The sequence below is a fragment of the Candidatus Pelagibacter sp. HIMB1715 genome, from assembly GCF_052047595.1.
Lineage (GTDB): Bacteria > Pseudomonadota > Alphaproteobacteria > Pelagibacterales > Pelagibacteraceae > Pelagibacter.
In genome coordinates this window covers 1-12795 of the sequence record NZ_JBNAJY010000021.1, presented here as the reverse complement: position 1 = coordinate 12795, position 12795 = coordinate 1, and the positions used below count along the sequence as shown (strand labels likewise).

Genomic DNA, 12795 nt, shown 5'->3' with positions numbered 1-12795 from the left:
AGTTTTATTGGTTTTTTAATAACCTTATTTCTTTTAAAAATAAAGTAAGATTTTCAATTTTATAATCAATATATTCTTTATTAGATTCTTTTTTGCCCCATTCCTCATCATTAATTAACCAAGCAGTAATTGTTCCTCGCTCTTTACCTATCGATAAGTTTTTTGCTATATCTTCAATGTACAAAGTTTCTTTTGGATCAATTTTGAATTTTTCTACCATTAAATCGAAAGCTTTAGCTTCTGGTTTTGGGTGATATTCTGCATCTACGATATCAAATATGCCTTCAAATTGGTCGTCAATTCCTAGTGTTGTAGTGATGTGCTTTACATGATTGTAACTACCATTAGTGAAGACAAATTTTCTTAAATTTATATTCTCTAACTCATATCTTAATGCCGTATCTTTTTCTAAAAAAGATAAATCAATATCATGAACAAAATCTAAAAATTCTTTAGGATCAATTTCATGATGTATCATTAGACCATTTAAGCTTGTGTTATATTTGTGAAAGTAATTTGTCTGAAGTTCTTTGGCTTTTTTTAAATCTACATTAAGTTTACTTGAGATATATTCAGTCATTTTTCTACTTACTTGGCCAAATACTGCCTCTAGGTCACTATAAAGTACACCATCACAATCAAATAGAATATTTTTAATATGGCTTAAATTTTTCATTGTCTAATTAAAGTTCCAGATCCCTCATCTGATAAAAGTTCAAATAGAACAGAATGATTTTTTCTTCCATCTATTATAACAACTCCTTTTACTCCGTTACTAGCTACATCTAAGCAATTATTTATTTTTGGAATCATACCACCAGTAATTGTTTCATTATCGATTAAGTTTTTTATAGACACTGAATTAATTTCCTGAATTAGATTTTTATTGTTATCCAAAACACCTTCTACGTCACTCAATATAATTAACCTTCTTGCGTTAATTTTTTTAGCAATAAAGCCAGCTGCAGTATCTGCATTGACGTTATAAGTTTGATCATTTTTATCTAAACCTAAGGGGGCAATAATAGGCACTTTTTTATCTGCTATAATTTTATCTATTATTGATTGATCTACATTTGTAGGAGAGCCCACAAAACCAAGCTCTTCATTTTCTTGTACAACTGTTAAAATATTATTTTCCTTGGAATTAATACTCTGACTTTCGCAATTTTGCTGAACTAGAGCATTGATAATTTCTTTATTAAAATCAATTAATACTTCTTCTACAACTTTAATAGTTTCTTTGTCGGTTACCCTTAATCCTTTTATAAATTTACTTTCTAAACCTATCTCATTAAGTTTATTGCTTATTCTTTTCCCGCCCCCATGAACAATAATAGGAGTAAATCCTAGTTTATTTAGTGTTGAAATGTCTTTAATAAAAATATCAAAAAGATTTTCATCAATTAAAACGCTACCACCACATTTAATAACAATATATTCATCGTTATATTTTTTTAAATATTTTTTTACTTCTTCAGTTGAAGGACCATCGAGTGGTAGAATTGTTTTTAATTCTTCTTCTTTAATATCCAACATTAAGTTGTTGTTTTAACAGTGGTTCGTTTCATTATAAAAACTTGTTGTGCCATAGTTAAAATATTATTTACTGTCCAATATATTACCAACCCTGCTGGGAAAGGTGCCAAAATTATTGTTAAGAATAATGGAAAGAACATAAATATTTTTGCTTGCATCGGATCTGTTGGTGCAGGATTTAATTTTTGTTGAACCCACATAGAAACACCCATCGCAACAGGCCATGCTCCAATGACTAAAAATGATGGAACATCATATGGCAATAATCCAAATAGATTAAACAAAGAGGTAGGGTCTCTCTCAGATAAATCTTGTATCCAGCCATAAAAAGGCATTTGTCTCATTTCAATTGTTACAAATAAAACTTTGTATAAAGCAAAGAAAACTGGAATTTGTACAAGTATTGGTAAACAACCAGACATCGGGTTTACTTTCTCTTTTTTATAGAGAGCCATCATTGCTTGCTGCAATTTCATTTTGTCATCTTTGTGTAGCTCTTTTAGTCTCGCCATTTCAGGCTGTAAGGCTTTCATTTTTGCCATGCTTCTAAACGAAAAGTTTGCAAGCGGGAAAAATGCTAATCTTATACAAATTGTAATTGCTATGATAGCTAAGCCGTAATTTCCAAGTAATTTAAAGAAATAATCTATTCCAAAAAATAATGGCTTGGTAATAAAGTATAAAAATCCCCAATCAATTGTTAAGTCAAATTTATCAATGTTTAAAGATTCAGCATATCCATCAATTACATCAACTCTTTTTGCAGCAACAATGATTTGTAAGGTTTCTTCAATCAACGAATTTTCATTAAGTTCCAATGGCTCAGTTGAAACAAAGTTTGCTCTGAACTTATCTTTATAATCAAATGTTGTTTTAAATTCTTTTTCTCTAGGTGGAATTAGTGAAGTTACCCAGTACTTATCTCCAATCCCTAGCCATCCTTTTTGAGCTGTTCTTGAAAATTTCTTTTCTTGTATATCATCGTAATCTTCTTCAATAAGTTCATCATCAAGTGTTGCCACTAATCCTTCATGAAGGATATAGAAGTTAGATATATCAGGCATTTCATTTCTAATGATTTGACCGTAAGTATAAAAATCATACTTTTTATCTGTAGGATTGATTACACTTTGTTTAATTGAAAATAAATATTTGTTATCTAAGGCAATCTCTTTTTCAAATGTAATACCTTGATCATTTGTCCAAGATATTTTTATAGGAGATTGATCTGTTAATTTATTATTTCCTAAAACTTTCCAAATAGAATTTGAATTTGGAATTTCAACATTTTTATCAGATGTAATAAAACCACTTTCAATTAAATAACCATCTTTTGAATTTCTTGGTGAAAGAAGTGTAACTTTTTCCTGTGAGTCTAGACTGACATTATATTGCTTAAAAGTTAGATCATCAATTATACCACCTTTAAGTGAAATAGAACCAACAATACTTTCATTCTCAAAATTAATTCTTTCACTTTGATTTAAAGCTTCCTCTCTAGAAATTTCAGCAACATTTTCTTTTTGATCTAGTGAAGGTGTATCGCTGTTTTGTTCAACTTTATTTCCTTCAGCCATATTTTCTTTCGTAATTGGTGGAGGAGCAAAAAATAGTGAATACAAAACTATAACTGCTGCTGATAATGAAATTGCCGCTACTATATTTTTAGTATCCATATTATTTTAATTTTGTATTTTTTTTAACAGGATCAAAACCTTCACCGCCACCTAAAAATTTGATTGGGTGACAAGATAAGATTCTTTTAATACTTAAAAATGATCCTTTTAACAGACCAAATTCTTTAAGTGCATCAATACTGTATTCTGAGCAAGTAGGTAAATATCTACAAGAATGTCCAAATAAAGGACTAATCAAATATTTATAACCTTTGATAATTTTAATTAATATACTTGTAAATATATTCATTATTTTATTTTTTCAAAATCCTGAAATAGAGTTTCTTTTATTAATTTGTATTCATTATTTAGCATAGATGACTTAGCGATAACAAGGAATGAATAGTTAAAATTTATTGATATTTTTTTAACTGCTTCGTTTAAAATATTCCTTAATCTTCTTTTAATCTTATTCCTCTTAACTGCATTCCCTAATTTTTTTTTTGTTACAAAGCTAATATTGAGTTTATTATTATTTTTATTCATTAATTTACCAAAGAAAATAGTTACATACTTATTCGAGAACTTTTTTTGTTTAAGTAAATTTTTAAATTCTTCGTTTTTTGAAAGAGCAACAATTTTGCTTTTCATTAATTTACACTGATACAGTTAAAGATTTTCTTCCTCTGGCTCTTCTTCTAGCTAAAAGTTTTTTTCCACCTTTAGTTTTCATTTTCGATCTAAAGCCGTGTTTTCGAGCTCTTTTCTTATTTGAAGGTTGGTATGTTCTTTTCATAAATAAATTGATTAAATTTTATAAATTTTGCCCCTTTATATTAGCAATAATAAAAATAGCAAATAGAAGATTTAGGAATAAAGTAACAATATTTATGGAAAAAACAAAAAAAATTAAACTATTTATAGGTTTATCTTACTTATTAATTGTTAGTTTATTTTTATATTTTTTTTTTTCAAAATTCAGTCTTCAGGAGATTACATCTTATGATTTTTTGAGAAATAACAGATCTTATTTAATTGAGTTGAAGAATTCTAATTTATTTTTAGTTTTAATTTCTTTTATGTTTCTAACTGTGCTTTGGGTGTTTCCTTTTCTAGGCTTTGGATCTCCTGTAGCACTCATGGGTGGTTTTATCTTTGGGAAATGGATAGGAACACTAGTTGTGGTAACTGGTTTAAGTATAGGTGCAACTTTTTTGTATATATTTGGAAATTATTTTTTAAGAGATTTAATTAGAGAAAAATTTCTTAATAAATTTCAAAATCTTGAAATGAAATTTAAAAAATCTGAATTTTTTTATTTGCTTGTTTACAGATTTATTGGAGGAGTTCCTTGGCAAATAAGCTGTCTACTGCCAACATTATTTAATGTAAGAGTAAAAAATTTTCTATTAGCAACTTTTTTAGGAATAACACCTCAGATTTTTTTGGCAGTTTCAATTGGAAGTGGGATTGAAAAAGTAATCGATCAAAATTCAGAAGTTCCTGGAATAATGGATATTATTTTTTCTCCAGATATCTATGTTCCTTTTTTAGCATTTTTTGTACTAATTGTGATTTCAATCATTTTTAGAAAAAAATTTTATAGAAATTAATGGTGCTCCCACCCTGTACTGACCAGGGAACTAGTCATTACCAATGACTTGTTATGCCATTTAACTACAGGAGCTAAAATACATTTAGTAATTTATTGATAATAAAGCATTTTTTTCAAATTATTGCCTTAATTTTTTGATTATAATGATCTATATCTACTAAAAAAAATGTTATGGGAATTCACTACGATTATAAATCTACAAAAAGTAACAAGCTTATGGAGAAGCAAGCTAAAAGAGAAAGAAAGCTTGCTGAAAAAAAAGCCAAACGTTTAGCTAAAGAAGGCCCAAAAAAAGAAGAGCCCACATCAAAACCATTAGATCCTAATAAACCAATATCATTAGATTTTTTGACTAATCCCAACAAAGAATGAGTTCAAAAGATAAAAATGAGCGTTTGAGCTTAGCTTTAAGAAAAAACTTAAAAAAAAGAAAACTATTCCAAAAAAAAAATAAAAAAAAATCTAAGTAATGTCTATTCAGCCTGACTCGTGGATTAAGAAGATGTGCAAAGAGCACAACATGATTGAACCATTTTTAGATCATCAAGTTGCAGAGGGAAAAATATCATATGGATTAAGTAGCATGGGTTATGATGTTAGGATCTCTGATGAATATAGAATATTCACTAATGTAAATAATTCCTTAGTTGATCCAAAAAATTTTTCAGATGATAATTTTATAGAGAAAAAGGGACCACATTGCATTATTCCTCCAAACTCATTTGTTTTAGCTAAAACAGTAGAATATTTCAGAATTCCAAAAGACGTACTTTGTATATGTGTTGGTAAAAGCACTTATGCAAGAACAGGTATAATTTGTAATGTAACTCCTATTGAAAATGAATTTGAGGGAAATATAGTTATAGAGCTAAGCAACACTACACCTAATCCAGCAAAAATTTATTCTAATGAAGGTATAGCCCAATTTTTATTCTTTAAATCAGAGACTCAACCAGAGACAACTTATAAATCTAAGAACGGTAAATATCAGGGACAAACTACTATTCAGGTTGCTAAAATTAAAAAGTAAGTTATGGACAAATTTCTGATTGATGGTCCTAGCAAAATCAAAGGCAAAGTTTCAATATCAGGTTCGAAAAATGCATCATTGCCAATATTAGCAGCTACACTACTTTTTGATTTACCGGTAACTATTCATAATCTTCCAAGAGTAAAAGATATAAGCACTATGCTTAATTTACTTAAATCTCTTGGATCAAAAATCGAACTTTCTAAAGATAAAAAAACTGCAAAAATTTCAAACAATAAAAATATGAAAACTTTTGCTAGTTATTCATTAGTTAAAACAATGAGAGGTTCAATTTTAGTATTAGGACCCTTAGTTGCAAAATATCATAAGTCAAAAACATCATTGCCAGGTGGTTGCTTAATTGGAGCAAGACCAGTTAATTATCATTTGTCAGCTTTAGAAAAACTTGGCATGAATTATGAAATTAAGGATGGTTACATATTAGCAAAATCTTTTGGCAAACTTAAAGGAGGGTTAATTAGATTTCCAAAAATTACTGTTGGTGCAACTGAAAATTCTATAATTGCTGCATGCTTGGCAAGAGGAAAAACAGTATTAAGAAATTGTGCTGTTGAGCCAGAGATAAAAGACCTTACTAATTTTCTTAATTCAGCTGGTGCAAAAATTAATTGGAAAGGGAGAACTTGTACTATTAACGGAGTAAGTTCTTTAAATTCAACAAATTATTCAGTGATGGCTGATAGAATTGAAGCTGGTACTTTTTGTGTAGCTGCAACTCTAACTAAAGGGAATTTAGAAATAAATAATTTAGATCCAAAAATAATAAATACAGAACTTGATTTATTAAAAAAAACAGGAGCCAAAATAAAAGTAAGCAAAAATAAAATTCATATTAATGGACCAGAAAAAATTAAGTCTATTAAAAATATCAAAACAAAAGAGTTTCCTGGAATTCCAACAGATCTACAGGCGCAATTAATGGTCTTAATGTGTAAAGCAAAAGGAAAAAGCTCAATCACAGAGAATATTTTCGAAAACAGATTTATGCATGTTGCCGAATTACAGAGATTGGGCGCAAATATTACAACCAAAAATAATAAAGCTTATATTGAGGGTAATACGAAATTTATTGGTGCAGAAGTAATGTCTAGTGATCTAAGAGCATCAGTGGCGCTTGTCTTAGCAGCTTCGGTTGCACAAGGGAAATCTGTAATTAACAGGATTTATCATTTAGATCGTGGTTATGAAAAAATTGAAAATAAATTAAAAAATATTGGTGTTAAAATAAAAAGATTAAAAAAATGAATAAATATTTAGCCAAAATTATTGCTACAGACAAAGAGGGATTGCAAATGATTTCAGCTTGTAGTTCAGGAGCTAAAGTAAAAGTTTCAGATATTAAGTATCTAGAATCTAATAAAGTATTTTTGTTATCAATTGAACGTATTAAAGTAGAAAATGAAAATGAGGACAAAAAAGTCAATAGTATCTGCAGATTTGATTTTGTTGATAAGGTAAAGTCAAAAAATATTGATCAATCAAATCAAGAATTGGTTTTAGAATTAGTAGGAATAGATTATTTGAAAAATAACGATGTTTATGAAATAAATCTCTTTTTTAGTAACAATGCTCATATCGCTTTGACCGCTGAAACGATTGAAGCCATATTAGAGGATCAAAGCGAAATAAAATAAAGTAGAGATGAAAGTTTTAGATAACAGTAAGAAAAATTTTGACAAATTATTGGATGATTTGTTATTGCAAAGAAAGAGAAAAGTTCAATCAAGTTTTGTTTCAGTCACTAACATTATTAAAGATGTTAAAAAAAATGGCGATAAAGCTTTATTAAAATATGAGAAAAAATTTAATAAAAATTCAATAATTGAACCTAGCTCAAATCAAATTCAAAAATCAATTAAATCATTAAATTCTATAGTAAAAAAATCTATCGATACTGCTTACAACAGGATTTATAAATTTCATTCATTACAAAAATTCAAAAATATTTCTTACACTGATAAATTTAAAAATAAACTTGAGTATAAATATTTACCTTTAGAGTCGGTTGCAATTTATGTACCTGGTTCAACCGCATCCTATCCATCTAGTGTATTGATGAATGCAATTCCAGCTATTGTTGCTGGTGTAAAAAGAATAGTTATGATTAACCCAGGCTATAAAGGAAAACAAAATCCTGCGGTATTGTATGCTGCTAAAAAATGTAAAATTAAGGAAATTTATTCAATTGGTGGACCATCTGCTATTGCTGCAGTTTCTTATGGAACAAAAAAAATTAAAAAGGTTGATAAAATTGTAGGGCCTGGAAATGCTTACGTTGCGGCTGCAAAAAAAGAAGTTTTTGGAGATGTTGGAATTGAAGGTATGACTGCTGGTCCTTCTGAAGTTACAATAGTTTGTGATAAGCATTCTAATCCAGAATGGATTGCAAGTGATTTAATAGGACAGGCAGAACATGATGATCTTGCACAGTGCATATTAATTTCAAAAGATAAAAACTTATTAAATAAAGTTAAAACTGAAATAATTAAACAATTAAAAGATATTCCAAGAGAGTCTATTGCAAAGAGAAGTTTGCAAAATAATGGAGTTTTAATGCATGTAAATTCAGATAAAAAAATTATAGATATTGTTAACAAAATAGCTCCAGAGCATTTAGAGCTAAATGTTAAAAACTATAAATCTATTGTTTCAAAAATAAAAAATTCAGGATCAATTTGTTTAGGAAAATATGCTGTTATGGCTATGACGGATTATAATGTAGGTTCAAACCATGTCTTACCAACTAATGGATCAGCAAAATATTCAAGTGGTATAAGTGTAAACGAATTCTACAAAAGAATTTCATACATAAACTTATCAAAAAAGGGTATTGAAAGTCTTGGACCATCAGTTATAACACTTGCAAATTACGAAGGCTTGATTGGGCATGCCCAATCAGTATTAAAAAGAATAAGGAGAAAATAAATTTGTCAAAACAAGACTTACTTGAATTCAAGGGGACTGTGATAGACCTACTTCCGAATGCAATGTTTAGAGTTAAGCTAGAGAATGGTCATACGGTTACAGCACACACAGCAGGTAAGTTAAGAAAAAACAGAATTAGAGTTCTTCAAGGTGACAATGTAACTGTGGAGATGACACCTTACGATCTTACTAAAGGAAGAATTACCTTTAGAGGATAAATAAGGCTGAGTAGCTCAGGAGTAGAGCAGAGCCCTGAAAAGGCTTGTGTCGGAGGTGCGAATCCTTCCTCAGCCACCACCACAAAGTTTGATCTTGAAATACCTGTAAAAGAAATTAACTTAATTAATATAATAAATAACAAAAGGACGAAGAAATAAGATGAGTACACTACAAGGTAAAATAAAATGGTATAATGGTAAAAAGGGATATGGCTTTATAGAGAGAGACGACAAAGAGAAAGATGCCTTTGTACATGCTTCAGCTGTTAAAGCTGCTGGAATGAGATTTCTTAATGAAGGTGATAAACTTGAATTCACTTTAGAAGACGGTCCTAAAGGTCCTTCTGCAGTAAATTTAAAAAAAATAGACTAATTTTCGTAAAATTTCTAAAGGACGTTATTCTACATTTGGTAGATTAACGTCCTTTTTTTATTTAAGCCTTGAATATTAATAATTTTTGTCTAAAAGGCTGCTCATGAATATAAATATTACATACAGAATTACTTATAGAAGTACTGACAGAAACTGTTTCCATAGCCATTAGGCTATTTATTTATATTATAATTTTCATTCCACATAAAATAAGATAATAACTAAAGGATAAGCTTTGGTGGTGAAATAGTATCACGTCGGTTTGTGGATCCGAAGTCGTAGGAGCGTAACCTACCCAAAGTACCACTAAAATGGAAAAAGATAAAAAACTCAATCCTTCCTTACCATCTGGATTTGAAGATCGTTGGAATAAAAAGTTAGTTTTAAAAAAACAACTTTTAAAAGTGATTGAAAAAAATTTTTTAAAATTTGGAGCTGAACCATTGGAAACCCCTTCTTTTGAGATCAGTGAAAATATTGGTTCGTTTTTAGCAGAGGACGAGAATAACCCTATGTCTGATGTATTCTCATTCAAAGATGGTGATAAAAATATTACTCTTAGATATGATCTATCTAGTCCTTTAGCTAGATTTGTTGCTCAAAACAACCAAGAGCTTCCATTAATTTACAAAAGATACGCAATTCAGAATGTTTTTAGAAATGAAAAAGCAGGAAATGGAAGATACAGAGAGTTCATGCAGGCTGACTTTGATATTGTTGGAAATGTTAATTCAGCTCAAGCTAATGCAGAACTTTGTAATTTAATCTCAAGTACACTCTTAGATTGTGGTTTGAATAAAGATCAATTCACAATCAATATTAGTAACAGAAAAATAGTACAAGGTTTAATTGATGATTTAAAAATATCTGAAGATAAGCAATTAAAAGTAATTAGAGCTATTGATAAATTAGATAAACCTGGATTTGGTTTAAAAGGTGTTGAAGATCTTCTTAAAAAAGAGAGAAAAGATGCAAGCGGTGCAGTTACAAAAGGTGCTGATCTAACAGACGAACAAGCATCACAAATATTAAATTTTTTAAAAATAAAAGACTTAAAACAATTAAAAGAAAATTTAAAAAATCCACTGTCTCAAGAAGGAATTAAAGAGCTTGAGGAAGTTTTTGAAATTTTAGGATTTGGTTCTAATTTAGAACAAGTACAAACCAATTTTACTATTGTTAGAGGTCTAGCTTATTATTCTGATTTTATTGTTGAAACTAACTTAAATTTTAAAGTTACAAATAATAAAGGAAAAGAAGTTGAAATTGGCAGCATTTGTTCGGGAGGATCTTATGCTAAGCTTATTTCAAGATTTAAAGGGGTAGATATTCCAGGTACAGGGATTAGTTTTGGTGTGGATAGATTGTTATTTGCACTTATACAATTAGATCAGATTAAGGTGGATGATCAAAAGCCCGTTTTAGTCTGTGTGATGGATGAAAAATATCTAAAAAATTATTACGAAATTGTAGATCAATTAAGGGAAAATAACATTAATGCAGAAATATTTTTAGATACAAAGAAAAATTTAGGCAAACAATTAACCTTAGCAAATAAGCGTGAATTAAATGTAGCAGTTATTTGTGGTGACAATGAATTTAATGAAGGAACAGTAACGATAAAAAATCTTAAAGGTGTTAAAGGTGAAAATAACAAAACATTTCCAAAATCAAATTTAATAGATGAAATCAAAAAACTTATCTGAAAGCATTCTTAGATCAGTAAAATCTAAGGGTTATAAATATATTGATTTACCGTCAGTTATTGAGGCAAATCATATTGTTCAAAGGTCAGGTGAAAACTTTAGAAAATTTATTTTTTCATTTACTGATCAAAATGGAAGTGAGCTGTGTCTTAGACCAGATTTAACAATTGCATCCTGCTTAAGATATTTAGAAAATAATTTAAAAGGAAAAGAAAAAATTTTTTATAGTGGTCAAGCTTATAGAAAATCTGAAAATAAAAGTGATTCTATTATCCGAGATCAAATTGGATTTGAAATTTTAGGCTCTAAAGATGAAAAAAATGATGATAAAGAAATTATCAATACCTCATTAAAATCTCTTCAAAATATTAAATATTCATCAGGCAAATTAACAATTGGAAATGTTGAAATATTTAATTTGTTAATTTCAAAACTAGATATTCCAAAAAGATGGAAGTTAAGATTATCAAGACATTTTTGGAGAGAAGATTACTTTAACGATCTTTTAAAAAGATTAGAGACAAACTCTGATGTAGATCCAACTATCGTTGAAATAGATAAAAAGCGTTATTTAAAAATGCTGGAAGAAGATTTATCAAATGTAATAGCAGGAAGAACTATTAATGAGATATTAAATCGATTTGATAACAAAATTAAAGATCCAAGAAGAGCTAGTAAAGGTAAAGGTGTTTCAAAAATTATTAAAGACTTCTTAAAAATCAAATGCCCAATCAACGAGGCTGCATCTGAGTTAAATAAATTTTTTAAAAAAAATAGAATTAATTTGGTGGTTGATCAAAGATATTTTCCTGTCTCTAAAAACAAAGTTTCAAAACTAAATGTAGTATTTTCAACTTCTTTTGGAAGACAATTGGAATATTACACAGGAATGGTTTTTAAAATTGATGTTAAATCAAAAAATAAATTAAAAAATATTATTAATGGCGGTCGTTATGATCGATTAATTTCTGATCTTGGGTCAAAAAAACAAATACCAGCAGTTGGAGCTGCATTAAATTTAAATTATTAATGAAGAAAAATATTTTAAATATTGGAATTCCTAGTAAAGGCAGACTCCGAAAGGATGTCTTAAACATATTTAAAAAAAATAAATTAAATCTAATTTCAGAAAGAGGAGAAAGAGATTTATTAGGTTCAATTAAACAAAAGAAAAATGTTAAAATATTATACCTTCATGCAAGAGAAATTATAGAAAGACTTGGAGATGGTTCATTAGATCTAGGATTTTCTGGTTTTGATTTATTAAAGGAGAGTGAAATAAATATTCAAAAGAAAATTAATGTGATTAAAAAATATGATTTTGGGAAGGCCACATTAGTAGTTGCAATTCCTGATCCTTGGATTGATGTCCAAACTATTGCTGATTTAGAGGAAATAGCATTTGAGTTTAGAGATAAGAAAAAGAAAAGATTAAGAGTTGCAACAAAATATCCAAATTTAACAAGAGAATTTTTATTTTCTAAGGGAGTTACTCAATTTAAATTAGTAGATAGTTTGGGTGCTACAGAAGCATATCCTTTCACTGGTTCATCAGAAATAATTACTGATATCACTTCATCAGGAGAAACTTTAAAAGCTAATAATTTAAGAATTTTAAAAGATGGGGAGATTTTAAAATCAGAGGCTTGTATGATGATATCTAAATCATCGTCTAAAAATAAATCTCTTCAAAGTTTAGCTAGTTTACTTTCTAAGAATTAAATCTTTCCAATAAATAAGAATAATTTTAAT

The 12795-nt window shown here is 28.6% G+C and carries 17 protein-coding genes and 1 tRNA gene; 12 read left to right on the top strand and 6 right to left on the bottom strand.

Features of this window, described 5'->3' with window-relative positions; translation table 11 throughout:
- Positions 1-4: 4 nt before the first annotated feature.
- From ACTTAY_RS05890 to rpmH, 6 genes are read right to left on the bottom strand one after another with little or no spacing between them, the layout of a single operon-like run.
- Positions 5-676, bottom strand: coding sequence for a pyrimidine 5'-nucleotidase (locus ACTTAY_RS05890; RefSeq protein ID WP_075505946.1), 672 nt, complete (start codon positions 674-676; stop codon positions 5-7).
- Entirely contained in the window at positions 673-1539 is an 867-nt protein-coding gene (gene argB / locus ACTTAY_RS05885; protein WP_440672715.1) for an acetylglutamate kinase, read from the bottom strand. Before argB ends, ACTTAY_RS05890 begins: the two co-directional genes overlap by 4 nt.
- Positions 1539-3215 (bottom strand): membrane protein insertase YidC, encoded by a 1677-nt coding sequence (gene yidC, locus ACTTAY_RS05880; protein WP_440672714.1) that lies wholly within the window; start codon positions 3213-3215, stop codon positions 1539-1541. Before yidC ends, argB begins: the two co-directional genes overlap by 1 nt.
- Position 3216: 1 nt before the next feature.
- Positions 3217-3465 (bottom strand): membrane protein insertion efficiency factor YidD, encoded by a 249-nt coding sequence (yidD, locus tag ACTTAY_RS05875; RefSeq protein ID WP_440672713.1) that lies wholly within the window; start codon positions 3463-3465, stop codon positions 3217-3219.
- Positions 3465-3806 (bottom strand): ribonuclease P protein component, encoded by a 342-nt coding sequence (rnpA, locus tag ACTTAY_RS05870; RefSeq protein WP_075505950.1) that lies wholly within the window; start codon positions 3804-3806, stop codon positions 3465-3467. Before rnpA ends, yidD begins: the two co-directional genes overlap by 1 nt.
- Positions 3807-3810: 4 nt before the next feature.
- Positions 3811-3951, bottom strand: a complete 141-nt coding sequence (gene rpmH, locus ACTTAY_RS05865; RefSeq protein ID WP_023854404.1) for a 50S ribosomal protein L34 — start codon at positions 3949-3951, stop codon at positions 3811-3813.
- Between the two features lie 94 nt (positions 3952-4045).
- Here rpmH and ACTTAY_RS05860 point away from each other — a divergent pair, with 94 nt between their 5' ends.
- From ACTTAY_RS05860 to hisG, 12 genes are all read left to right on the top strand, one after another.
- Positions 4046-4768: a TVP38/TMEM64 family protein gene (locus ACTTAY_RS05860; protein ID WP_440672712.1), complete on the top strand. Its 723-nt coding sequence runs from the start codon at positions 4046-4048 to the stop codon at positions 4766-4768.
- A gap of 173 nt (positions 4769-4941) precedes the next feature.
- The gene (locus ACTTAY_RS05855; RefSeq protein WP_440672711.1) at positions 4942-5142 is read left to right on the top strand and encodes a hypothetical protein; all 201 of its coding nucleotides are present in this window, start codon (positions 4942-4944) and stop codon (positions 5140-5142) included.
- Between the two features lie 97 nt (positions 5143-5239).
- Positions 5240-5800 carry a dCTP deaminase gene (gene dcd, locus ACTTAY_RS05850; RefSeq protein WP_075505953.1) on the top strand — a complete coding sequence of 187 codons (561 nt, stop codon included), beginning with the start codon at positions 5240-5242 and terminating at the stop codon, positions 5798-5800.
- Positions 5801-5803: 3 nt separating this feature from the next.
- A complete protein-coding gene (murA, locus tag ACTTAY_RS05845) occupies positions 5804-7066 on the top strand; it encodes a UDP-N-acetylglucosamine 1-carboxyvinyltransferase (protein WP_440672710.1) in 1263 nt (420 codons plus the stop codon).
- Entirely contained in the window at positions 7063-7455 is a 393-nt protein-coding gene (locus ACTTAY_RS05840; protein WP_440653456.1) for a DUF2948 family protein, read from the top strand. Before murA ends, ACTTAY_RS05840 begins: the two co-directional genes overlap by 4 nt.
- Positions 7456-7462: 7 nt before the next feature.
- Entirely contained in the window at positions 7463-8746 is a 1284-nt protein-coding gene (hisD, locus tag ACTTAY_RS05835; protein WP_440672709.1) for a histidinol dehydrogenase, read from the top strand.
- A 2-nt stretch (positions 8747-8748) separates the two neighbouring features.
- Positions 8749-8964 (top strand): translation initiation factor IF-1, encoded by a 216-nt coding sequence (infA, locus tag ACTTAY_RS05830; protein ID WP_440672708.1) that lies wholly within the window; start codon positions 8749-8751, stop codon positions 8962-8964.
- A gap of 4 nt (positions 8965-8968) precedes the next feature.
- Positions 8969-9043, top strand: a tRNA-Phe gene (locus ACTTAY_RS05825).
- Positions 9044-9124: 81 nt separating this feature from the next.
- Positions 9125-9337, top strand: a complete 213-nt coding sequence (locus ACTTAY_RS05820) for a cold-shock protein (RefSeq protein WP_075505957.1) — start codon at positions 9125-9127, stop codon at positions 9335-9337.
- A 311-nt stretch (positions 9338-9648) separates the two neighbouring features.
- The gene (gene hisS / locus ACTTAY_RS05815; RefSeq protein ID WP_440672707.1) at positions 9649-11043 is read left to right on the top strand and encodes a histidine--tRNA ligase; all 1395 of its coding nucleotides are present in this window, start codon (positions 9649-9651) and stop codon (positions 11041-11043) included.
- Positions 11021-12073, top strand: coding sequence for an ATP phosphoribosyltransferase regulatory subunit (locus tag ACTTAY_RS05810; protein ID WP_440672706.1), 1053 nt, complete (start codon positions 11021-11023; stop codon positions 12071-12073). The genes hisS and ACTTAY_RS05810 overlap by 23 nt, the downstream gene beginning before the upstream one ends.
- Complete coding sequence (gene hisG / locus ACTTAY_RS05805; RefSeq protein WP_440672705.1) at positions 12073-12765, top strand: ATP phosphoribosyltransferase; 693 nt, start codon at positions 12073-12075, stop codon at positions 12763-12765. Before ACTTAY_RS05810 ends, hisG begins: the two co-directional genes overlap by 1 nt.
- Positions 12766-12795 lie beyond the last annotated feature (30 nt).